This is a genomic window from Salinivibrio sp. PR919 (assembly GCF_001995355.1).
Taxonomy (GTDB): Bacteria; Pseudomonadota; Gammaproteobacteria; order Enterobacterales; family Vibrionaceae; genus Salinivibrio; species Salinivibrio proteolyticus.
In genome coordinates, this window is sequence record NZ_MUFL01000010.1 from 1 (window position 1) to 22,710 (window position 22,710).

A 22,710-nucleotide genomic window follows, 5' to 3' on the forward strand; every position below is an offset into this window, starting at 1 on the left:
GTGTATTTAATTATTCTTAAGTCACATAAGAAAGCCTAATAGTGAATATGGGCTTGCTGGGCGTACGATAAAACTAACAGTCTGTGCCTGTAAGGGACGGATGGGGACGAGCTAGCAAACTAATAAGGAAGATTATGACAGGGACGCCACCACTTTCAGGTCAACAGGCTGCGCTGCTTCAAAGCCTCAAAGCGCACGGTATTTCAGTAAAAATATACCGCCATCAGCCTGTCTATACGTGTGAACAAGCAGACGCGCTCGGTTTGCATACTGATGCAAACCCGACCAAGAACTTACTGTTGAAAGACAGAAAGGGTAAACAGTTTTTCTTGGTGGTGTTACCGGGCAAAGCCACCGTTAATTTAGCCGGATTGAGTGAAGCCTTGGGCACGTCTCGCTTATCGTTTGCCTCGTCGCAGCAACTCGACACCTATTTGCAAGCGCAATCAGGTGCCGTATCGGTATTTGATGTGATGAATGATCCTGAGCATCGCGTGAGTTTGGTGATCGCGAATGCGATATGGCAAGTCCAAGCGGTGGAATGCCAGCCTTTTTGTCATGATCAAACTTGGGTCATAGCCACGCAAGATCTCGCCCGCTGGTTACGCGCTATAGGCCGAGATTATCAAACAGTGGATCATCAATAAGCTGATGAAAATTAGCGTCTTTGTAACATGATCTATACAAGTCTGGCTAAGAAATGTGCAATCAGTTGCGTACAGGTGAAAACAAATAGAAATGAGACTGGTTATCGTTTATTTTTCGGTGTGTTCAAATAATCGTTAGCTACAGGAAGTCTCATGTTGAAAAAACACCCTCTTGCCGTTTTTGTGGCTGTCGCGCTGTCACCCCTATCCAGTGCAGCTGCAACTAACTCGACAGAACCGGTTGATGAAGTCTATGTGGTTGAAGGCCATCAGGCTCGTTTCAACGCCAATAGCAATGAAACAGCAATGCGCATGGATGTTAGCCAACTAGAAACAGCGGGCCAAGTGGCTGTGATGGATCAAACGCTGATTCAAGAGCAAAACGCCACGACACTAGGAGATGTGTTGGTAAATGACGCCAGCATTGGTGTAGGTGGTACGGACCGCAATCGTGAGATTTTCATGCTACGTGGTTTTGAACTTGATACTGGAACAGGCTACCTGCGTAATGGCCAGCAGCAATGGTCTTATTATCGTCATCCTGTTGAGCTGATGGAACGCGTTGAGGTATTAAAAGGACCAGCAGGTTTGCTCTATGGCAAGTCCGCACCGGGTGGTTTGGTAAATATGGTCACCAAACGTCCAACCGCAGCGTTCCAAGCGTCAATCAGCCAGAAAGTCGGTACTAACGATTATCAACACACCGTCGCCGATGCATCGGGTTCTCTCAACGAGAGCGGCACCTTACGTGGTCGGGTGGTGCTATCGAAGCAAAGCGAGGGCTCATTACGTCGCTATTTAGATGGCAGTGAACCTGAGCTCGATCGTCAAATTGCAGGCTTGATGCTAGATTATGACATCACGCCCGATACCCAGCTTTCTCTTCATTATGATCGTGTGATTGATGACAGCAGCAGCGATAACGGCGCCAACATTATCAATGGTAAACCGCAACTGGGTAGCCAATTTATCTGGGAAGCACCTTGGTCGTTCATGGACATTGATGTCGAGAACTACGGAGTCGATATTGTCAGCCAATTAACGCCGGATTGGAAAGTCAAAGCAGGCTACAATCGCCAAGACTATAAACGTCATTACCATGAAGGATTTGGACAGCGTGAAACCTATGACGCCAATACCCAATCGTTCAAATACTTTGCCATGGACCGTCACGACAATTGGGTACTGGATACGGCTTATATTGATGTCACCGGTGCATTTCAGTTCGGGAATATCGATCACCAAGTGCTGATTGGTTCCAATGCGCTGCGTAATGACTATGTCGGTCAGCGTGTGATGGAGAAAAACCAAACCGCCGTGATTGGTGGTGCGTATCCGGAGCCGGACATCCATTATGGCACAGCAACTCCGCGTGATCCTGATCCTACTGATTCCATTGGTTTTTATGCGCAAGACTTAATGACATTGAATCCACAATGGCAGCTGCTTGCAGGGCTTCGCTACGATCGCGAGGATAACGAGACGGACACGTATTATAACGTGTTGCCTAAAGCCGCGGTAATGTATCATCCGTCACCGGAACAAACCCTGTACGTCACTTATTCCGAGAGCTTTGAACCGAAAAACCCGGTGGATAGTGATACCGATATCAATGACGGCATGGCGCTGGATCCGGTAAAAGGTAAGTTATACGAGCTCGGTTACAAGCAAGCGTTACTGAACGACCAAGCGTTATTCAGTGCCGCCTTGTTCCAAATTGAACAAGAAAATAAAGTGGTCAAAGAGGCAATAACCGGACAAGGCAGTCTCACTTCACGCACCACACAATTAGGTAAACAAACGCATAAAGGGGTTGAGGTCAGCCTTGCCGGTCAAGTGACTGACAGTTGGTCAGTGCATAGCTCAGCGACGTATTTAGATGCGCGCATCGAAGACCCATTCAACCCGGCGAACGATGGCAAACAGCCTGCTGACACACCAGAGTGGGGCGCCAGCATTTGGTCACGCTATGATGTCGATAACCAAACCTATGTGAACGTAGGTGCGCGTTATGTCGGTGACCGTTATGGCGATATGAAAAACACTTATCATAAGCCAGGTTACACCACGGTGAATGCAGGTGTGGGCCATACTATCAAAGCCGGTGAACAAACGGACTTGAAACTGAGTGTGAATGTTGAAAACCTCTTCAACGAAAGCTATCTCGCCGGTGGTGTACAAAATAAAACCACGTTGGGCGAAGAGCGCAAAGTTGTGCTTGGCGCGTCATTACACTTCTAACTTCACGTATCATTAATTACCGAGGCTCAGCATTGCTGGGCCTTTTTGTGTTCTCGCCACCATATCGACTTAAGTTGTATAGCGTAAGCTTGATGACATGCTAGGTTGATCTAGTTATCTAGACAAAGTCAGCAAGGAGCGCGTTATGTCAGCCAGTAACATCTATGAACTTGGCTTGGACAAAAGTCCAGCCAATTATCAAACACTGAGCCCACTCTCTTTCCTCGAGCGAGCCGCTAGCGTCTATCCAGATTATCCGGCTAGCGTTCATGGTCATTTATGTTGGAGTTGGCAGCAAGTGGATCAGCGTTGTCGCCAATTTGCCTCGGCATTAAGCCAGGCCGGCATCGGACTGGGTGATACGGTATCGGTGATGGCCCCCAATCTTCCCGAAGTCTTTGAGTTGCATTTTAGCGTGCCGATGACAGGTGCCGTACTCAATACTATTAACACTCGGCTAGAAGCGGAAACCGTCGCGTTTATTCTTGAACACGCGGAAAGCAAAGTTTTTATCGTCGACAAGGAGATGACAGCAGTCGCAAAGCGGGCATTAAAAATGATCAAACACCGTCCACTGGTGATTGCGATTGATGATCCGCTCTATCCACATGGCGAATGTATCAGTGAAATTACGTACGAGACTTTTTTAGCACAAGGCGATTGTGATTATCAGTACGCATTGCCAGACGATGAATGGCAAGCTATTTCACTCAATTACACCTCAGGCACAACCGGCAACCCAAAAGGGGTGGTCTATCATCATCGCGGTGCCCATCTGAATGCGGTGAGTAATGTGTTGTCTTGGAATATGGATGCGCACCCTGTGTATCTTTGGACGCTACCCATGTTCCATTGTAATGGTTGGTGTTTCCCATGGACGGTGGCTGCAACGGCGGGGGTAAGTGTCAGCCTACGGCATGTGCGGGCAGAGCCTATCTTTGATGCGATAAAAACCCATAAAGTGACCCATTTCTGTGGTGCGCCGATTGTGCTGAACATGATGAATAACGCAGATCCGGCGCTAAAAGCTGAGATTCACCATACGGTTAAAGCAATGACCGCAGGGGCGGCACCACCGGCTTCTGTGATTGAAGGGATGGAAGCGATGGGGATTGAAGTGACCCACGTTTATGGCCTCACTGAAACCTACGGCCCTTGTGTGGTGTGTGACTGGCAACACCACTGGGATCAACTCTCGCAACAAGAAAAAGCACGCATGAAAGCGCGCCAAGGTGTAAGGGCCCCAATGCAAGGTGGACTGATGGTTGCCGATCCGGTGACGTTTAAACCAGTGGCAAAAGATGGCGGCACGTTGGGTGAGATTTTTGTTCGCGGTAACATCGTCATGAAAGGCTACCTAAAGAATCCGAGCGCGACGGAAGATGCCATGAGTAACGGCTGGTTTCGCACTGGCGACTTAGCGGTATGGCATGCCGATAATTACATCGAAATCAAGGACAGACTTAAAGACATTATCATTAGTGGCGGGGAGAACATTTCCAGTATCGAAGTGGAAGACGTCCTGTACCGACACCCTGATATTGAAGAAGTGGCGGTGATTGCGATGCCCGATGAAAAGTGGGGTGAGGTCCCCTGTGCGTTTGTCAAAACGACCGAAGCATCAGCCGTAACTGAAGCAGACATTATTGCTTTTTGTCGAGAACAAATGGCGCACTTCAAGGCACCGAAAAAGGTGATCTTTACCGCGCTCCCGAAAACCTCGACGGGCAAAGTGCAAAAGTATGTACTTCGTCGTAAAGTCACTGAAAAGTCAGTGTAAATAACGAAGCGGTGGCGAGAAGACGCCACCGCCAGCTAACCGCTACAGCAGGGCGAGAATCGCCTCGGCACTGGAGACGTCAAAGCTTTTTGGCGCTTCAACGTTCAAATGCGTGACGATGCCATTGTCAATCACCATCGCATAACGCTGCGAGCGAATGCCCCCAAACTTACCTGAGTCCATTTCCAAGCCTAGTGCTTTGGTAAAGCTGCCATCACCGTCAGCCAGCATATGAATCTGATTGGCGTTTTGTGCTTCGCCCCACGCCTGCATCACAAAGGCATCGTTGACGGAGACGCAAGCAATCATATCGACGCCTTTTGCTTTAATCTCATCCGCTTTCACCACAAAGCCCGGTAAGTGTGACTCTGAACAGGTCGGGGTAAAGGCACCCGGCACCGCGAACAGCACAACCTTCTTGTTGGCGAAAAGGGCAGGGATATCGTGGGTTTGCATTCCTTCAGCAGTGAGTTCGCTGAGTGTGGATGTCGGTAAAGGTTGTCCTTGCTCAATCATGGTGGCTCCTTTGTCATTGTGTTATTGAACGTTGTACTCCTACCGTCGAGTTTACGCTTATTCACGCTTTGAAAATACCGCGTTTTGATGGGGTTTTAGTCTAACTCTGCGTCGATTTTGCTCAATCTCGGCATACTGGTCTTACCAATTAATAACAACTTTTACTTTGTGATCTAGGCCCTATAATCCTCAGCCTTGTCATTGATCGAGATAATTCAATCGTTTGACATACTGTTTACATACAAATAACATCCAAGTCTAAGACTAAACAAGAGACCTCGGAGGTCCGACTAGTGAACAAGAAGCAGCTCTCAACGATAGCGGTTGGCATTATCGCCGCGACTCAAGCTCATGGGGCAGGGTTTCAGGTCGCTGAACATTCAGCAACTGGCCTTGGACGTGCTTATTCTGGCGAAGCCGCCATTGCTGATAACGCATCCACTCTCGCCCGAAACCCGGCCAATATGATGTTATTAGAAAAACGCCAAGTTTCCGGTGCCATTCATATTGTTGATCCCCATATTCGAATCAAAGATAAAACCAATAACGAAGAAGCCAAAGACGTTGCGCCGGTCAAAGCCGTGCCCGCGTTTTACTATGTGTCGCCACAAACCGATAAATGGGCATGGGGTATCGGCTTATATACCACTTATGGTGTTGCAACAGATTATCCGGATGACCTTCAAATAGGTGATATTGCCGGTCATACGGATTTATTGACCACAAACCTAAACCCTGCACTTGCTTATCAAGTGAACGACAATTGGAGTGTCGGCGCAGGATTAAGCTTGGTATATGCCAAAGCAGAACTCACCCGATATAAAGGCGCATTAGCCGCTGCGCTGGGTGGAGATAAGCGAGATAACTTACTGTCGTTAAAAGGTGATGCAGTTGGTTATGGTTTTAATGTGGGCACCACCTATCACTTTAATGATGATCATCGCATTGGATTTGGCTACCGCTCTGAAGTGGCACTCGAATTTGAAGACGGTGATCTCAATACTTTTGACACAGGGATCTCTTCACCGTCGAAGGGGAAGGGTGATCTAGAGCTCGACCTACCGGAAATTTATGAAGTATCAGGGTTTCATCAGTTAACCGATGACTTTGCCATGCATTACAGCTGGAAACGGACAGGCTGGCGTTCATTTAAAGAGCTAAAAGCAACGTCTAGCCAGTGTAATGATGGCACAGCGAACCAGTGCTTTTATAAAGACGAACAATATAAAGATAACGTACGCCTTTCACTCGGCGGTACCTATCAGTTTAATGATGCGTGGACGGGGCGCGCAGGGATCGCCTTTGATGAAAAAGCGGGTAAAGCGACCCTGAGTATTCCTGATTCGGACCGTTATTGGTATTCGACTGGCTTTACCTACCAATACAATGCAGATCTAACCATTGATGCGGCGATTACCTGGATTAGAAGCCGTGATGGAAACTTTACAGAGACGAGTAAAGGTAGCGGCCCTGTAGATATTTCATCGAAAGGCGATGCGTATTTAAGCGCAGTGCAACTCAATTATACCTTTTAAAATGGGAGCCCGTTCATGTTAAAGCATTCTTTTTCGTTATCGATAGTGGCTGCTGCGCTTTTATTGGCAGGCTGTGGGGATGATAAGACCAGCTCGACCAATCCTGACTTTAATGCTGAGGTCCAAGCCCTACTTGATCGTGACACCAAGATCGATTTTACCTTACAGGGGAAAAATCAATCTGTCCCGGTGCCCACCTTTTTATTAATGAACCCAAACGACGGCACTTTAAATTTACCCACTGATGGAGATAATACACTAAGCAATCCGCGTGCGGCGATGAATACCATGGATGGTTGGTCGACTACCATGCCGTTGGTGTTCGACTTTAAAGGCGCGGGGTTGGCCGATGGCCCTGTCTCTGGCGGTGTTTATCTGGTGAAGCTAACTGAATCGCTGACTGGGGAGAATCCGCGGCCAGAAAAGGTGCTAACGCTCGGTAGCGATTTCAATGCTATCACCAGTGCGGCGACAGACACACTGACGATATTACCCACTAGCGACTTAGCACCGAGCAGTGAATACATTGTGGTGATTACCGATGAGATGAGGGATATCAATGGCAATCCCGTCGGTACGTCAACGAGCTATGCATCGCTTAAGTCGACCAATAAAGATTATACCGATACTGCGTTAGAAAAACCGGCAACGGTTATTAAAGGTGTTGAACAGCTGGCGCAGGCCGCGGGGGCTAATTCACCCATCGTCTACTCCACCTGGTTCTCCACCCAATCGGTAGGTGACAGCTTAACTACACCAAGCTAGCGACGGCAAATGGCTTAACTGCAGGGAACCTTGCTGCTGTGTGGAAAGCGGGCGCCAACCCCAATAATGCTGATTTATCGGATGCCTACACCATCGATATTACCGGCACTCAGGATTACGATACGGCATTGGACGCCGATGCCCAGTTTACCAAGTACTTCGATCCCAATGATGCCGATAATATTAAGGCGACGCTTAAAGCAGCGTTTAACGGCGTCAATGTTAATGTGAGCAAAGGCACCATCAAGCTACCTTACTATTTGGAAACGGATAGCAACTGGAATAGCCAACCGTTTGAGTCTGCCACCCCTAGCTTGGCGAAGGTGTTGAATGCCCTGCAAGACCCTGAGCAAAAAGCGACCATTGCCGCGCAGTTGACTGAGGCGGGTGTCGATGTTGCTGTGTTAACCGGTAACGATAAATCACAGATCGTCAACGAGCTTTTCAAGTTGGCTGGTGTGACGCTAACCAAAGCCGACGGCAGTCAATTAGACCCTGAGCGGATTATTACCCGCTACAGCCCAGTGCCGCAGATTAAATCGGTGCAAGAGGTGCCCTTCTTGCTGTTTACACCAGCAACCGTTGATAGCAATACCCAACTCACGGTTTATCAGCACGGCATTACCTCGGCAAAAGAAAATGCGTACTTCTTTGCGCCTAACTTTGCCAATGCCAATCAAGCCATTATGGCGATTGATTTGCCGCTTCATGGCGAGCGTAGCTTAGATGCGAAGCGCTCTGCCAACGTGGATGTGACAGCGTACCTGAACCTTAACAACTTGGCCGTGGCGCGTGATAATGTACGTCAGAGTGCGCTGGATCTAATGGGTGTGCGTGCAGCGTTACATAACGATGAATCGAACCTCACAAATACAGTATTAGATCTAAACATTCGGAATTCACGCCTACTAGGTCATTCACTGGGCGGTATTGTTGGTACCACTGCGTTTGCGGCGGCAAACCGTGACAATGCGGCGGGCACATACTATGGTTTCTCTGCGCTAAGCGTGGCGAATTCTGGGGGGCAGATTGCTAACTTGCTTCTCGGGTCAGACAAGTTTGGTCCTTTGATTAAGCACAGCGTTGCTTTTAAAGGCAGTGCCGCCTATCAGACCTTTGCCGGTGACAATTGCACGCTCGATAATAGCGCAGAAAATAATGTGAGCTGTTACGAGACATTCGAGTCAACCGGCTCAGCAAGTGCGAAAGCCGAGGTTCAGGGTGTGATTCAGCAATTTAATTATGCCGCACAGACGCTACTCGATACCGTCGATCCCTATACAAATGCAAGCTATATTGATGGCAGCACCACGCCGATTTATATGCAACAAGTCGATGGGGATGACACGGTACCGAACAACGTCGCCTACACGGTTCCGGGCATCGTTGATAATTTCGCTGGTTCTGAGCCATTAGCGAGAAAGTTCCTTGATAAAGTGCCTAGCGAAGCAGTGGATACGGGTTCGCCTGTGCAGGCAGGGAGTAGTTCTTTTGTCACCTTTAAAGGGGAAAACGCGAGCCATAGCACCTTTATCTTCCCGCAATCGGAGGCAGTTGCTGAGCAAGCCGTGCACGCTGAAATGATCCGTCAAGCGGTTGAGTTTGGCGCTGCGGGTGCACTCAATCCGGGGAACATTGATGGCTCAGTAGTAAATTAAGTGACCGTAACGAAATAGCAGTATCCTTTATAAGCGGCTTCGGCCGCTTTTTTCTTATTATCATGACATGATGTTGTATTGACTAACGCCATGATTAAATAGCCACACCGTTCGTCACTATTTCTTTGCCTTGGTTTCACGTAAACTATTCTCAATTCCACCGTATTGAATCGAATGATGCTTATGTCTTCTTTACACGCTTTTCCCAATGTCCATCAGGCTTACCACGCGCATGTCTACTATGAGGCCGAGACCGAAGCGCAGGCGGATATTATCTATCAGGCTGCCGCTGCATCGTCACTGCCCATCGACCTTGGCCGCTTTCATCGCAAATGCGTTGGCCCACACCCAAGATGGAGCTTCCAAATCGCCTTTGATAAGGCTGCGTTTGACGAGGTGATGGCATGGCTTGAGGTGCATCGCGGTGATTTAACCGTGTTTTTGCATGGCGTGACGGGCGATGACTACATTGACCATACGGCTCACGTGGGTTGGATGGGTCCGTCTGTTGAACTCAATTTGGCCATGTTTAAGCCCAAGCAATGAATGCGTTTCTTGAATATCCAGCACTGCTGATTTGGCATGGCGATGACGAACTATCTTACGCGTCAGACTCGGCGTCGCTTGAGGCGCTGAGTGACAGCGTGATCACTGAAGACGATCGGCTGGTGGATAGCCAAGGCATTTGCTGGTTGAGCCAAGACGGGGGGCAGCACTGGCAGCCAAGTGGGCAAGTCATGCCACTTGAGCAGCTCGTGGCGCGTGTCCAAGCGCACTATGCGCAATTGGGTCAATGCTGTGTGGGAAAAATCCAGTTTAAAGATAGGGCCGCCGCCATCAAGAGTGTGGCGACGGCCCCTGAGAATTAACGGCTGTCAGCAATCCGACGTGACACTTTTAACGAAAAGTGCGGACGAATACGCTTGATGTTCAAGCGCTGCTTGTTACGCAATCGAATGTGGCAGAGCTCAAGTATCAAACCAAATGCCATCGCAACGTACACGTAGCCTTTGTTGATATGGATGCCAGCACCTTCGGCCATCAGCAGCACGCCGAGTAGCACTAAGAACAGCAAGGCCAAGGTTTTAAACCCAGGATAACGGCTGACCAGATTATTTACGGGTTCGGCCGCGATCATCATAATGATGGCGGCGGTAATAATGGCGGCGACCATCACGGGCACATCTTGGGTGAGACCGACCGCAGTGATCACTGAGTCCATCGAGAACACCGCATCTACCGCAACGATCTGCAGCAAAATCACTGCCATACCGGTGCGTACTTGTGTCGAGTGGCTCACGGGTTCGCCATGACCCAGCCATACCCACAGCTCTTTGGCACTTTTTAGCAGCAAAAAGCCACCGCCAAACAGCATGATAAGGTCTTTACCGGTAACCGGTTCCGTACCAATCGTAAACAGTGGCGCAGTCAACGACATGACCCAAGCGATGGATAGCAACAAGCCAATCCGGCTGATCACGGCAAGACCAATACCCAAGGTACGCGCGAAGCGGCGTTTCTCTTTGGGGAGACGCTCACACAATACGGAGATAAAGACTAAGTTATCGACACCCAACACCACTTCAAGGGTCAGAAGGGTAAAAAAGACCACCCAGGTTTGGGGTTCCATAAAGAGTGTTAACATACGATTACCTCCTCGTTAAAGGAAGCGGGGGAGGGCATAACACGACATCGGTCGCTGTCCATGGATTGTGATTACCTCTGTGACTAAAGAGCGCTTATATAAGCACCACTTTGGCGCCTTGGCAAGCAGAAAAACAGCGAGTTGACCAAAAATTGACAAAGCATGTAAACGATCAAACCTGTTGCTGAGTAAGACTCATCATGTTGGATTTAAAGAGGGAATAACAATGAAAAGAGGCTGGATGATTGGGTTATTGTCCTTAATGTTAACTGGGTGTTTAGGCATGCCGAAACAAGTCACTCCCGTCAACGACTTTGAGCTTAACCGCTATTTAGGCACTTGGTATGAGGTCGCGCGACTGGATCACTCTTTTGAGCGGGGTTTATCGGATGTCACCGCAACATACAGCTTACGTGAAGACGGCGGCGTCAAAGTGATTAATCGTGGCTACAGCCGTGAAGAGGGTCAATGGCAAGAGGCAGAAGGCAAGGCGTACTTCGTTGAAAACGATAAGACGGGGTACCTAAAGGTATCCTTCTTTGGTCCTTTCTATGGCTCCTATGTGGTGTTTGATTTGGATGATGATTACCAATATGCCTTTATTTCGGGTCCTGACCACGATTACCTATGGCTGTTATCGCGCACGCCAACTGTCTCGGAGTCCGTGAAAGAGCAGTTTATTGCAGCGGCGAAACAGCGAGGCTTTGCCACCGAAGAGCTGATTTTTGTCGAGCACAGCCGCACGGATCCCAAACACAAGAAAACCCAGCAGTAGAAGAGAAGCATCATGCGAAAAACAGACAAGAAGTATGACAAAGCTATTCGAGAAGCACTGACTGACGTCTGTGAGTTGACAATGGAAAAGGTCGAGGGGTTTGAATGGCTCACGCATGAGGTGAATTATCAACGCTTTCCACAAAGCTTAACCGTGCGGCTGATGTTTAAAGACAGGCAAACGCTATCTAGCTTTGAGCAAAGTGATGGCTACCAGCGCGCACTGGATGATATGCAATCTCGTCTTGCAGCTGCAGGGGTCACACTGAAAAACATTACGCGCCATGTCCAGTTAGGCACTCTGTAAGGCTGTGATTATTCGCACACTTACCGGTTGGCTGACACGCTACAGTGTGATATCGAAGCGAGGTAATGCCCCTACCGATTAAGCGAAGGAGCAACGGTATGGAAGCACGAATTAGTATCATCACATTGGGGGTTGCAGATCTCTCTCACTCTTATGATTTCTATCGCCAGTTGGGATTTCCCACGCATAGTCATCCCGAAGAGGGGATTGTGTTTTTTAGTACGGCAGGCACACGCTTGGCGCTGTACCCCATTGATGCCTTGGCTGATGACATTAAACTTGGCACAGCTGTGGCGGAGACGGGTTTTGGTGGCATTACGTTGGCCCATAACACGCGGTCCAAAGAGGAAGTGGATGAGGTGTTGGCGTTGGCAGAGCGATGTGGCGGTCGTATTGTTAAACCCGCACAAGACGTTTTTTGGGGAGGCTACAGCGGCTACTTTGCCGATCCGGATAACTACCTTTGGGAAGTCGCTTATGGCGATTGTTGGCAGTTTGATGATAACGGCAGCCTTGTCTTGGACGAGTGACAGTCATAAAGGTGAACGCGTCGTCTACTTACATGATGACTTTCGATAATGACATGGAGAGCGCAACAAGCTATGGAAAGCAAAAACCATCAATCGGATACACATGTTGTTTTTAATCAACCAAAGCCGTTGGAAAATTATAATGCCTTCACTGCGGACCGTATTTTACAGTATTGGGTCGCGCAATTTGGCGGGCAATGGGGAAAAGACCGTTTAACCTCGTTTGGTGAACGTATTGGCGGCGACCTGTTAGAGGCGGGTATGGATGCTAATCAGTTTCTGCCCACTTTCCGGCCTGTTGACCGCTTTGGCTATCGCATTGATCAGGTTGATTATCATCCTGCGTATCATCAACTCATGGCACATGCTATCGAGTATGGCCATTGCGCCATGCCTTGGTGTGAAAAAGCCTCGGGGCGTCATGTGGTTCGTGCTGCCATGGCATTTCTTCACACCCATGCCGATCCGGGCTCTGGCTGTCCGCTCACCATGACATTTGCCAGCGTACCCGCATTACAAGCTCAAGCAGATATCGCAGAAAAATGGCTGCCTAAAATCGTGAGTGGTCGCTACGATGGACGTAACATTCCTTGGTTTGAGAAAGCGGGTGTCACTATCGGAATGGCAATGACCGAAAAGCAAGGAGGATCGGATGTGCGGGCTAATACAACCTATGCAACGCCTTGTGAAGCGCCCGGAGGAGGTAAACGTTATTCACTGGTGGGGCATAAATGGTTTTGTTCAGCACCCATGAGTGATGCCTTTCTTRTTCTCGCACAAACTGACCACGGTTTGTCCTGCTTCCTGGTTCCACGTTGGCGAGAAGACGGGAGTAAAAACCCGATTCACATTCAACGTTTAAAAGACAAACTAGGAAACCAATCAAATGCCAGTTCGGAAATTGAGTTTCGTGATGCGCAGGGGTGGCTGTTAGGTGAGCCAGGAAAGGGGATTAAAACCATTATTCAAATGGTGGCATTAACGCGCTATGACTGCATGATAGGCTCTAGCGCTCTTATGGCACAAGCCACCAAAGAAGCCATTTGGCATACTGCAGGTCGTGAGGTATTTGGTAAACCTTTGCACCATCAGCCACTAATGCAAAATGTTTTGGCTGATCTGGCCTTAGAGTCAGAAGCCGCGCTCGCGCTCTCCATGCGATTGGCTCGGGCGCTTGAACAACTGGATAACCCACATGAAGCCGCCTTGGTTAGGATTGGCACGGCTATTGGTAAATATTGGATTTGTAAGCGCGCGGTACAGCATACCTACGAAGCGATGGAGTGCTTGGGTGGGGTGGGTTATGTAAACGAAAATGTCGCCAGTCGGCTTTATCGTGAGGCCCCTGTTAACGCCATTTGGGAAGGATCGGGTAATGTGCAATGTTYGGATTTACTCCGAGTGCTGACTCGAGAGCCGGATACCTTATCGGTCTTCATTGCAGAATTACGCTGTGCGACAGGGGCGAATGACGCTTTTGATAGAGCGGTAGATCTTCTGGAACGACACCTAGGTAATGCTGAGATGTTAGCTTATCGTGCTCGCCAAGTGATAGAGAAAATGGCGATACTGTGGCAAGCTGCGACACTGTTGCGTTATGGAGAACCAGACATTGCCGAGTCCTTCGTGCAAGCGCGTGTCGAAACGTCAGAATATCATCAATATGGTACGCTCCCTTCGCACATTGATATGACCGCGATCATCTCTCGCGCGATGCCGCAGTCCAGCGGATAAGCAATAAGCCACTTAAAGGCGTCCCGAAAGACGCCTTTTTAGTCTCTAAAATCAGTGGTATTACGCGGCTGCTAGCGTTTGCGCTTGACGGTTTGCATGCCAGACCAAGCCAAAGCCAATAATGACCACCGCGCAGGTTGATAGCATGACGGTGGTGACGGCGATCAAGCCGGAGGCCGCAAACGCAGACACCACGGCGCTCGCCAAGAAGCAGATCATCATTTGCAAGAAGTTCAGCAGCCCCGCAGCGGTCGCGCTACAGGATTTGAAATCTTCCAATGCGCGATTGACGACCAGTGGGTAAATGGCGCCGTTCGCCGCCGCGAGGAAACAAAACGGACCTAAAATTGCCCAGATGTTGGTGACATCGGTACGCCAGCTGATCAAAAAGATAACCACGACACTGATGACAAACAGCTTAAGCAGCCAAGGCAAGATACTGTGATCTTTAAGCTTGTTGAGGGCATGACGACAGGCATAACCACCGACGACAAAAGCAATGGTTTGTGGAATATAGCTCAGACCAATATCCGCTTCGGTATAACCCATGGCGGACATCACGAACGGTGACCCTGTCAGATAGGCAAAAAATGCTGCGGAACAACCCGCGAAAATGAGCATATTWCCGRTGAAYTTTTTTGATTTAAAAACTTGYTGGTAGTCACYCTTAAGTTTATCAATAATTTTAGTRTCTTGTACTGGCTTAGCTAAGCTTTCTTTTTCACGTAGAGTAAGAGCAACGAAAACAAGTCCTAGTACAAATAAAACCACAAAAATACTGCGCCAATCAAAATGCTGGAGCAAGTAGGCACCTAATAATGGTGCTAGAGCTGGAGATAAGGCAACTAATGGCATGATAGTGGCGAACACTTTCTGACCCAGTTTACCCTCATAGCGATCAATGACCACCGCTTGCCAAATCACAATCGCGCTACATGCGCCCAATGCTTGAACAAGACGTGCACCGAGTAGCAGATAAATATTACTCGCAAAAAGGCATACGACAGTCGCGACAATATAAAGAAGCAAGCCGATCAATAGCGCAGGCTTACGGCCAACGCGGTCGGACAGCGGACCATAAACCAGTTGACCGCAAGCCATACCAAGCAAAAATATACTTAAGGTTAACCCAATATTTGCGGACGATGTAGCAAAATCGACTTGCATGGCTTCAAAAGCGGGCAGATACATATCAGTGGCTAAAAAGCCCAGCATACTTAACCCTGCTAGCCAGAACAGAGTGATAAACGGCACTTGTTTGTTCATTTTTTATCTCTTGATGCAAAGATTAGTGTAACAAGCAGTTTATGACTAACAATCTATGCTGTGAAACGCTATGATTTGAACATTGCTTTCAAAAAAATTGATTTGAATGTTTTCTTACCAAGATTTTCAAGTGATTGACGTGGTCGCACGGCGAGGAAGCTTTTCCGCGGCGGCCGACGAGTTGCACAAAGTGCCGAGTGCGGTGAGCTACACGGTGCGCCAGATTGAAGACAAACTGGCGGTTACCCTGTTTGAGCGGCTTCATCGTCAGGTTCGGTTGACGGCGGCGGGAGAGTTTTTTGTCTCTCAATCGCGTGAGATGATTAAGAACATGGAAACTATTCGCCAGCAAACACAACGTGTGGCCAATGGTTGGACACAAAGTGTCGCGTTAGCGCTGGACAACGTCGTGCGCGAAGATAGCGTCAATACGCTGGTGCGGGATTTCTACGATGCGTTTCCTGATGTCGAGCTGTTACTAACCATGGAAGTGTTTAACGGCGTATGGGATGCGTTGGCGGATGATAGAGCCGATATTGCGATTGGTGCCACGGCTGCCGTGCCAGTGAGCGGGGCGTTTCGCTATCGGGAAATGGGCACCCTGCGTTGGCGGTTTGTGGTGAGCCCCTCGCATCCACTCGTCCAGTGTGCCCAGCCACTGGCTAATGATCAGCTCGCGCCGTATCCAGCTATCTGTTTGGAAGACACCTCGCGCCGCTTACCGCGCCGTACCACTTGGCTATTGGATAATCAGCGCCGCCTCACGGTACCGAATTGGCACAGTGCCATGCAATGTTTTAAGGCAGGGTTAGGCATTGGTGTGATGCCTTCACACATGGCAGAAGATGCGATTGCGAGAGGAGAGCTGGTGGAGCTTGCGCTTGAAGAGCCGCTATTAAGTAGTCCGTGCTGCATTGCATGGCGCTCGGATAAAGAATCACCACCGGTGCGCTGGCTGCTAGATTACTTAGGCGATAAAGAGCAGCTGCAGCACCAGTGGCTATAAGCTAGGAGGAGGGCGTATCGAGCGTACGCAACGTTTGGTACCCCGCCCAGACTCGTGTTGCTGCGGTAATTAAACAGGCTGCGCCAAAGATGCCGGCAATCCACGCCATGTATGTTGGGAAAAGGCACATTAACACAAAACTCGCGATGGTCTCCGTTCCTTCGGTGATCCCGCCGATGTAATACATCGACTTATTGGCGTAAACCGGGTTATCAATCTGGTGTTTGCTGGCCATAATTGCAAACGCTAAAAAACTTGCGCCAGTCCCCATAAAGCAAAACAGCAAAAAACTGGCGGCGATGGCGTTATTGGCCGGATCGGCTAGGGCAAAGCCAAAAGGAATGGCCGCGTAGAAGATAAAATCGAGGGTAATATCTAAAAAGCCCCCCGCGTCCGTGAGCCCTTGCTCGCGGGCGAGCGCACCATCAAGGCCATCAAAAAGTCGGTTGATGATAATAAACACAAGCGCCAGCCAATACATTTGCAGCGCGAGAGCGGGCACGGCCAGCAAGCCAATCAAAAAGCCTGAGAGCGTGACGGTATCGGGTTTTAGCTCCCATTTTGTAAGCCGCACCGCTGCCTGCTTCAATGGCCAGCGGATCACCGTGATGGCGTAACGATCAAGCATTTTGCATCTCCTCTTGCGGTGCGGAGTCAGTCGGGCGAGCCGGCCAATTTAAACAGCGGCTCTGATCCGCAATATCCTCGGCATCATGCGTCACAATCAACGCAGGAATGTTTCGCTGCGCAATTTGCTCAAACACAAAGGCCCGAAAATCCCGTCGTAGCGGCTTATCCAGCTTACTAAAGGGTTCATCAAGCAAGATAGCATCGGGCGCGGCGAGTAATGCACGCAACACACTGATCCGCGCGCGCTGCCCGCCGGAGAGCTGGCTGGGGGCATAATCGGCAAACTCCGCTAAATTGACAGACCCTAATGTTGCGATAGCTTGATCACGTTTTTGTACTTTGTTCATCGAGGATGGCAACGCAAACGCCAAGTTTTGCCACACATTTAAATGTGGAAACAGTAAATCATCTTGAAACAGAATCCCGATACGGCGCTGCTCCGGCGGCAAGTGATCAAAGGGTTCACCATTTAAGGTTAGTTGGCCGCTGTAATGCATGGGCGGTTGAATGTGTCCTGCCAATACGCTCAGCAGGCTCGATTTTCCGCAGCCACTGGGACCCATTACGGTGAGTATTTCTCCCGGGGCGACCGAGAATGACAAATCACGCACCAAGCATTGATCAGGCGCGTTTATGGTGAGTTGGTTGACACACAGTGTCATGGTGTTCAGCTCCTGAGATAGTTGGTGTTGATGTAGGTAAAAGACGGCGTTCAGCCACGCGGCTCAGCACAGTGGCTAAGGCGAAAACAATGAGAGGAAGCATCGCTTGCATCAGCCCATACAGGCCACTGATACGGCGATCGAGGCCGCTCGATAAGCTAACCGCCTCTGTGGTCAGGGTATTAATGCGTCCCGCGCCCAGCAATTGTGTGGGTAGGTATTGTGCCAAACTGACACTCGCGCCGACCGCCCACGCCAAAATAATGGCGGGCAAAAGGAGTGGCAGTTTCACTCGCCACCATGCAAGCGTGGCGCTGACACCGAGGCTTCTGGCGGTTTGCATAAGACGCATATCAAATTGCTGCCACGGCCCATCGAGTGCGAGGTACACATAAGGAAACGCGAAAAAAATGTGAGCCCAAAGGGTTGCCGGCACGTGCCACTGGCCGGGAAGGCTATACACCGCCACCTGAATACCGAACAAGATAGAGAGTTGAGGAACCAATAATGGAATAGCGATGATCGCTCTCGGCACTGAGCGTTGCTGATTGACTGACCGTTCCAGACATCCGATGGCAAATAGCAAGGCGACACTGGCGCTGATCACCGCCAGAACAATACTGTTCCCCGCCAATGACCACACATAGCTAAGCTCTTGCTCCCAAAACCGTAAGCTATATCGGCTGGGTAGCCAATCGGGAAATGACCAGCGCAGCGCGAATGACCACATCAGCAACACAGGCATAATTGCAAGGGGAGTGATAAACACCGGCCACCAGAGTGATTTGCCGGGTAACCATGCGTGGCGGCGGCCCGTGTATTGCCAGCGATTGAGACATTGGCAACCAAGCCACGCCAAAAAGCGAAATAGCAATAAGGCTAAGCCACACAGAACAAATAACAGCAGGGCACCGGCTGATGCTCTGGGAAATAGTGCTAAATCCGGGTCATTAAACCACTGCCATACCAATACCGCATAGGTAGGCGGCGTATTCGGCCCAAGGATCATCGCCACATCAACCACTGACAGGCTGTAGGCGATGACGGCAAAAATCGGGAAACGCATTTTGGCCAGCCAAAGCGGAAGAATGACTTTTAACCAGGTTGYGGTGCGGTTATACCCGAGACTGGTTGATACCATCGTCAGTCTAGACACATCAATTTGACGCAGCACCGATAGACTCATCAATAGTAAAAACGGAGTTTCTTTTAGCGTCAGCGCCAAGGTGAGCCCAATAACATAAGGGTCTTGTACCAGCGCCCAAGTCACGGGTTGATCGCCGAGAAGGGGAGTTAACAGGCGAAATAGCCAACCCGACGGGGATAGCAGCAAAACCAGACCAATCGCAAACGCGACGTGTGGTAATGCCAGTAGCGCAGGCAAGCGTGCACTGATCTTTTGCCAAATAGGCGTGTGCCAAGTAGCCTGTAAAATCATAAAGCTAAGTGCCACCGCGAGCAGGCTACTGCCTAACCCCGAGATGAGCGTTAGCTGAATAGATTGTGATAGCCCCGGCCATGCCATGACAGCTTGCCAGCCGCTAAAGTTAGCCTCTGTCAGCCCTAGTGTGGGTAAGAATGCAAAGGCGGTCGCGAATAAGCCGCCCACCCCTGGCAACAAGGGTAGGCAGCACACCGTTAGGGTAATGGCAAACAGCAAACGTGCCATATCAACCTCTTTCTATTGGCCGTAGCGTTTCAGCCAAGCGCGCTCAAGCGCGGTTTGCCAGCTTGGGTGTGGCTCGGGTTGGGTGTTAAAGCGGCTAACTTCGGCGGTGTCAGGCAGCTTCACGACGGGTGGATCGCCCCATACTTGGGTATCGGCTTTGCGCAGCTGTGCCTTTTCGCTCATTAAGAAGTTGATGGCGACCATGGCACCGGCTTTGGCATTGGCGTTGTATGGAATCGCCATAAAGTGAATGTTAGACAGCGCGCCTTGGTCAAAGGCAAACGCACGCGCTGATGGGGCAAGTTTTCCAGAGGCCACCGCCGCTTTTGCTGCATTGGGGTTAAACGCTATCGCGACGAGAAGCTCACCATCGTCCAACAATTGGATAGTTTCAGCACTACCCGATGGGAACTGCGCGCCTTCGCGCCAAGAGACTTGGTGCAGTTGGTCGAGATAGCGCCACAATGGTGCGGTCACGGCGTCAAAATCCACCTCATCAACCGGCAAGTAAAGTGCCTCGCGGCTGTCCGTGAGCTCGAGTAACGCCGCTTTCAGAAAACTGGTGCCGTGAAACTCAGGGGGTTTGGGGTAACTAATACGGCCAGGGAATGCTTTAGCCAAACTTAACAGTTCGGCGAAAGAGCGAGGTGGGTTGGCCAAGGTTTTCTGATCATGGATAAACACCAGCTGTCCCACCCCCCAGGGTGCTTCGAGGCCGTCTGTAGGCTCCGTGAAGTCTTCTTCAACCGGTAAGCTTTTATCGACAATTTGCCAATTGGGGAGCGTGCTGACAAAAGGGCCGTACAGCAAATCATTTTCCTTCATCGATTTGAAGTTTTCGCCGTTAATCCAAACCATATCGACACTGCCGCCGCTATCCTTACCGGCGGTCTTTTCGGCAAGCAGGCGATTGACGGTTTCAGCGATATCCGCCACTTTGACATGTTTCAGGGTGACACCGTAATCGCGTTGTAACTCGCGGCTTGCCCAGCGCAGGTAAGCATTGATCTCTTGATTGCCGCCCCATGCGTTAAAGTAAACAGTTTGACCTTTGGCTTGTTGCTCAATACTTTCCCAACTGTTGTTTTCCGCGCTTGCAGAGGCAGTAAAACTGGCAGTACTCGCAATTGCCAATGTTAACGCCGCTATCCAGTGTTTCATTGTCATCTTCCTTTTCAATTAGTGACGCATCCAACGATGATATTTTTCGACCCAGTTAAGCAGCTTCTCGGGTGCATGGGCTTGTTTCCACATTCCAGCGGTATACTTCACCGCTTCACTCATGGTTGGATACGGATGGACGGTGCCCAAAATTTTATTCAGTCCTAACCCGTGCCGCATGGCGAGAGTAAATTCTGCGAGCAAGTCGCCTGCATGCTCGCCAACAATAGTCACCCCCAGAATGGTATCTTTTCCTTTCGGTGTCAGTACCTTAATAAAACCGTGGTCATTTCCATCAGCGATCGCGCGATCCAGATCATCAATGCCGTAATAGGTCACTTCCACCTCTTGCTGATTGGCTTTGGCTTCTTTTTCATTGATGCCCACACGCGCGACTTCTGGCGATGTATAGGTCGCGGAAGGCATTACTGAATAGTCAGCACGAAAGCGTTTAAATTGCCCGAATAGTGCATTCACGGCGGCATACCACGCTTGGTGGGCACTGGCGTGGGTGAGCTGAAACGGCCCCGCTACATCACCTACCGCATAGATATTCGGATAGACGGTTTGCAGATACTCGTTGATTTGAATAGTGCCACGCTCGGTCACTGGAATATCGAGCTTTTCGAGACCAAATCCTTTGGTGTTGGCACTGCGCCCTAACGCGACTAGCACCGCATCAAATGAGACAGACTTCTCACCGTCAGGGCCATCGAGTAACGCGATTTGCTCATTATCACTGTGTTCAAATGCTTTGACTTTGTGCTGTGTTAAAACCGTGACACCGTCACGCTCTAACGCCTGCTCAACTAGCTGTGCGGCATCTTTGTCTTCACGGCTAAGAAGTTGGTCAGCCATTTCCGCGAGCGTCACTTGGCTGCCTAAGCATGAAAAGCTTTGCGCCAATTCCGCGCCAATGGGGCCACCGCCTAAAACCAACAACCGTGGTGGCAGCTCAGCCAGAGACCAAATCGTATCCGAGGTGTAATGCGTGACCTCAGCCAAACCGGGAATCGGGGGCAGCATGGGGCGTGCGCCTGTGGCAATCACGATGTTGCGAGTGGTCAGTCGCTCGCCGTTCACCTCAACTTCCCATGGCGAAACGATGTGCGCTTCACCTTGCACACACTCCACGCCGAGTTTGGTGTAACGCTCGACCGAATCGTGAGGCTCAATGTGGGTTATAACCTGTTTAACCCGTGCCATCACGGCCGAAAAATCAACAGCTGGCGTTTGGGTATGAATGCCAAACGTTTTGGCCTTGCCAATTTCTCGCATGGTTTTTGCCGCGCGTATTAGCGCTTTTGAGGGAACACATCCGGTGTTTAGGCAGTCTCCTCCCATCGAACCTTTTTCAACCAGCGTGACTTTTGCTTTTACCACTGCAGCGATATAACTCGATACCAAGCCGCCTGCACCGGCACCAATCACTACCATATTGCGGTCAAACTGTTGGGGTTTGTTCCAACCTTGATAGCGTTTACGACGCGTGATCCAAGCCATGACCCACTTTGCCAGTAGTGGGAAGACACCCAGTAAGGCGAGAGAGCCAAGCACCGACGGAGACACCACATCGCCGAGTGCGTCGATTTGGGCCAGTTGGGTCCCTGCATTCACGTATACCGCGGTGCCTGGCAGCATCCCTAACTGGCTAACCCAATAGAAGGTGCGGGTTTTGAACGAGGTTAGTCCCATCACCAAGTTAATCAGAAAAAACGGGAAAATCGGGATCAGGCGGAGGGTCAACAGATACAAGCGACCGTCTTTCTCTATGCCGCGATTAATGGTGTCGAGCTTACTGCCAAATTTAGCTTGGACCCAGTCACGTAGCATAAAACGGCTGACCAAGAAGGCGAGGGTAGCGCCAATCGAGCTGGCAAAGGAGACCAACACTAATGCCCACCAAAAGCCAAAGAGTGCCGCGCCCAATAGACTGGCCACTGCCGCACCCGGTAAGGACAGGGCGGTCATCACCACATAGCCGACAAAAAACACCAGGCTTGCGATGGTCGCGTTTTCGATAATGTAATCATTCAATGCCACTTGTTGTGCTTTGGCGTTTTCAAGCGTGAGCCACTGGCTGAGATCTAAACTGAACCAAAGTGTTACAAGCGCCACCACCACTAAACCAAGCAATATCTTTTTTACTGGCATACTGTGTCTCGTCCGATAGTAAATGGGTCC

At 50.0% G+C, this 22,710-nt stretch carries 19 protein-coding genes and 1 pseudogene; 12 read left to right on the forward strand and 8 right to left on the reverse strand.

Translation table 11 applies throughout. From position 1 onward, the window contains the following. The first annotated feature begins 134 nt into the window (after window positions 1–134). The 3 genes from BZG83_RS03060 to BZG83_RS03070 all read left to right on the forward strand — a co-directional run bounded on the left by BZG83_RS03060 (window position 135) and on the right by BZG83_RS03070 (window position 4,668). Entirely contained in the window at window positions 135–647 is a 513-nt protein-coding gene (locus BZG83_RS03060) for a prolyl-tRNA synthetase associated domain-containing protein (protein WP_077479321.1), read from the forward strand. Between the two features lie 153 nt (window positions 648–800). Continuing rightward, on the forward strand, window positions 801–2,888 hold the full coding sequence (locus BZG83_RS03065; RefSeq protein ID WP_077479322.1) for a TonB-dependent siderophore receptor: 2,088 nt from the start codon (window positions 801–803) through the stop codon (window positions 2,886–2,888). A 145-nt stretch (window positions 2,889–3,033) separates the two neighbouring features. Beyond that, window positions 3,034–4,668: an acyl-CoA synthetase gene (locus BZG83_RS03070; RefSeq protein ID WP_077479323.1), complete on the forward strand. Its 1,635-nt coding sequence runs from the start codon at window positions 3,034–3,036 to the stop codon at window positions 4,666–4,668. 42 nt (window positions 4,669–4,710) lie between these two features. Here BZG83_RS03070 and BZG83_RS03075 read toward each other — a convergent pair whose 3' ends face one another. Next, window positions 4,711–5,184 (reverse strand): peroxiredoxin, encoded by a 474-nt coding sequence (locus BZG83_RS03075; RefSeq protein WP_077479324.1) that lies wholly within the window; start codon window positions 5,182–5,184, stop codon window positions 4,711–4,713. A 293-nt stretch (window positions 5,185–5,477) separates the two neighbouring features. Between BZG83_RS03075 and BZG83_RS03080 the strand changes: the two genes are divergently transcribed. The 4 genes and pseudogenes from BZG83_RS03080 (at window position 5,478) to BZG83_RS03095 (ending at window position 10,011) form a co-directional block, all read left to right on the forward strand. Further along, entirely contained in the window at window positions 5,478–6,719 is a 1,242-nt protein-coding gene (locus BZG83_RS03080) for an outer membrane protein transport protein (RefSeq protein ID WP_077479325.1), read from the forward strand. Between the two features lie 15 nt (window positions 6,720–6,734). Next, a pseudogene (locus tag BZG83_RS03085) lies at window positions 6,735–9,142 on the forward strand (VolA/Pla-1 family phospholipase). A gap of 183 nt (window positions 9,143–9,325) precedes the next feature. Continuing rightward, a complete protein-coding gene (locus tag BZG83_RS03090) occupies window positions 9,326–9,688 on the forward strand; it encodes a DOPA 4,5-dioxygenase family protein (protein ID WP_077479326.1) in 363 nt (120 codons plus the stop codon). Further along, entirely contained in the window at window positions 9,685–10,011 is a 327-nt protein-coding gene (locus tag BZG83_RS03095; RefSeq protein ID WP_077479327.1) for a DUF4144 family protein, read from the forward strand. Before BZG83_RS03090 ends, BZG83_RS03095 begins: the two co-directional genes overlap by 4 nt. Here BZG83_RS03095 and BZG83_RS03100 read toward each other — a convergent pair. Further along, entirely contained in the window at window positions 10,008–10,787 is a 780-nt protein-coding gene (locus tag BZG83_RS03100; protein WP_077479328.1) for a TerC family protein, read from the reverse strand. The genes BZG83_RS03095 and BZG83_RS03100 overlap by 4 nt on opposite strands. Window positions 10,788–11,013: 226 nt before the next feature. On the opposite strand from BZG83_RS03100, the gene BZG83_RS03105 reads away from it, so the two are divergent. The 4 genes from BZG83_RS03105 to BZG83_RS03120 all read left to right on the forward strand — a co-directional run bounded on the left by BZG83_RS03105 (window position 11,014) and on the right by BZG83_RS03120 (window position 14,132). Further along, complete coding sequence (locus BZG83_RS03105; protein ID WP_077479329.1) at window positions 11,014–11,562, forward strand: lipocalin family protein; 549 nt, start codon at window positions 11,014–11,016, stop codon at window positions 11,560–11,562. 12 nt (window positions 11,563–11,574) lie between these two features. After that, window positions 11,575–11,868, forward strand: coding sequence for a hypothetical protein (locus tag BZG83_RS03110; RefSeq protein WP_077479330.1), 294 nt, complete (start codon window positions 11,575–11,577; stop codon window positions 11,866–11,868). Window positions 11,869–11,966: 98 nt separating this feature from the next. After that, window positions 11,967–12,398, forward strand: a complete 432-nt coding sequence (locus BZG83_RS03115; protein ID WP_077479331.1) for a VOC family protein — start codon at window positions 11,967–11,969, stop codon at window positions 12,396–12,398. A 72-nt stretch (window positions 12,399–12,470) separates the two neighbouring features. Continuing rightward, on the forward strand, window positions 12,471–14,132 hold the full coding sequence (locus BZG83_RS03120; protein ID WP_108744044.1) for an acyl-CoA dehydrogenase family protein: 1,662 nt from the start codon (window positions 12,471–12,473) through the stop codon (window positions 14,130–14,132). A 60-nt stretch (window positions 14,133–14,192) separates the two neighbouring features. On the opposite strand, the gene punC is transcribed toward BZG83_RS03120, so the two are convergent. Beyond that, a complete protein-coding gene (gene punC, locus BZG83_RS03125; RefSeq protein ID WP_077479333.1) occupies window positions 14,193–15,398 on the reverse strand; it encodes a purine nucleoside transporter PunC in 1,206 nt (401 codons plus the stop codon). Window positions 15,399–15,504: 106 nt separating this feature from the next. On the opposite strand from punC, the gene punR reads away from it, so the two are divergent. Next, window positions 15,505–16,404, forward strand: coding sequence for a DNA-binding transcriptional activator PunR (punR, locus tag BZG83_RS03130; protein WP_046073314.1), 900 nt, complete (start codon window positions 15,505–15,507; stop codon window positions 16,402–16,404). A gap of 1 nt (window position 16,405) precedes the next feature. Here the strand turns inward: punR and BZG83_RS03135 are convergent, their stop codons facing one another. From BZG83_RS03135 to lpdA, 5 genes are read right to left on the reverse strand one after another with little or no spacing between them, the layout of a single operon-like run. Then, complete coding sequence (locus BZG83_RS03135) at window positions 16,406–17,032, reverse strand: CDP-alcohol phosphatidyltransferase family protein (RefSeq protein ID WP_077479334.1); 627 nt, start codon at window positions 17,030–17,032, stop codon at window positions 16,406–16,408. Further along, window positions 17,025–17,696 (reverse strand): ATP-binding cassette domain-containing protein, encoded by a 672-nt coding sequence (locus BZG83_RS03140; protein WP_077479335.1) that lies wholly within the window; start codon window positions 17,694–17,696, stop codon window positions 17,025–17,027. Before BZG83_RS03140 ends, BZG83_RS03135 begins: the two co-directional genes overlap by 8 nt. Then, a complete protein-coding gene (locus BZG83_RS03145; RefSeq protein ID WP_077479336.1) occupies window positions 17,656–19,365 on the reverse strand; it encodes an ABC transporter permease in 1,710 nt (569 codons plus the stop codon). The genes BZG83_RS03140 and BZG83_RS03145 overlap by 41 nt, the downstream gene beginning before the upstream one ends. A 12-nt stretch (window positions 19,366–19,377) precedes the next feature. Continuing rightward, window positions 19,378–20,532, reverse strand: coding sequence for an ABC transporter substrate-binding protein (locus BZG83_RS03150; protein WP_077479337.1), 1,155 nt, complete (start codon window positions 20,530–20,532; stop codon window positions 19,378–19,380). A 12-nt stretch (window positions 20,533–20,544) separates the two neighbouring features. Then, entirely contained in the window at window positions 20,545–22,680 is a 2,136-nt protein-coding gene (gene lpdA / locus BZG83_RS03155) for a dihydrolipoyl dehydrogenase (protein ID WP_077479338.1), read from the reverse strand. Window positions 22,681–22,710: the final 30 nt, after the last annotated feature.

Excerpts from the sequence above, each read along its gene's own strand:
- BZG83_RS03060 (WP_077479321.1), top strand. The coding sequence starts at position 135 with ATGACAGGGACGCCACCACTTTCAGGTCAACAGGCTGCGCTGCTTCAA.
- BZG83_RS03065 (WP_077479322.1), top strand. The coding sequence starts at position 801 with ATGTTGAAAAAACACCCTCTTGCCGTTTTTGTGGCTGTCGCGCTGTCA.
- BZG83_RS03070 (WP_077479323.1), top strand. The coding sequence starts at position 3,034 with ATGTCAGCCAGTAACATCTATGAACTTGGCTTGGACAAAAGTCCAGCC.
- BZG83_RS03075 (WP_077479324.1), bottom strand. The coding sequence starts at position 5,184 with ATGATTGAGCAAGGACAACCTTTACCGACATCCACACTCAGCGAACTC.
- BZG83_RS03090 (WP_077479326.1), top strand. The coding sequence starts at position 9,326 with ATGTCTTCTTTACACGCTTTTCCCAATGTCCATCAGGCTTACCACGCG.
- BZG83_RS03095 (WP_077479327.1), top strand. The coding sequence starts at position 9,685 with ATGAATGCGTTTCTTGAATATCCAGCACTGCTGATTTGGCATGGCGAT.
- BZG83_RS03100 (WP_077479328.1), bottom strand. The coding sequence starts at position 10,787 with ATGTTAACACTCTTTATGGAACCCCAAACCTGGGTGGTCTTTTTTACC.
- BZG83_RS03105 (WP_077479329.1), top strand. The coding sequence starts at position 11,014 with ATGAAAAGAGGCTGGATGATTGGGTTATTGTCCTTAATGTTAACTGGG.
- BZG83_RS03110 (WP_077479330.1), top strand. The coding sequence starts at position 11,575 with ATGCGAAAAACAGACAAGAAGTATGACAAAGCTATTCGAGAAGCACTG.
- BZG83_RS03115 (WP_077479331.1), top strand. The coding sequence starts at position 11,967 with ATGGAAGCACGAATTAGTATCATCACATTGGGGGTTGCAGATCTCTCT.
- punR (WP_046073314.1), top strand. The coding sequence starts at position 15,505 with ATGTTTTCTTACCAAGATTTTCAAGTGATTGACGTGGTCGCACGGCGA.
- BZG83_RS03135 (WP_077479334.1), bottom strand. The coding sequence starts at position 17,032 with ATGCTTGATCGTTACGCCATCACGGTGATCCGCTGGCCATTGAAGCAG.
- BZG83_RS03140 (WP_077479335.1), bottom strand. The coding sequence starts at position 17,696 with ATGACACTGTGTGTCAACCAACTCACCATAAACGCGCCTGATCAATGC.
- BZG83_RS03150 (WP_077479337.1), bottom strand. The coding sequence starts at position 20,532 with ATGACAATGAAACACTGGATAGCGGCGTTAACATTGGCAATTGCGAGT.
- lpdA (WP_077479338.1), bottom strand. The coding sequence starts at position 22,680 with ATGCCAGTAAAAAAGATATTGCTTGGTTTAGTGGTGGTGGCGCTTGTA.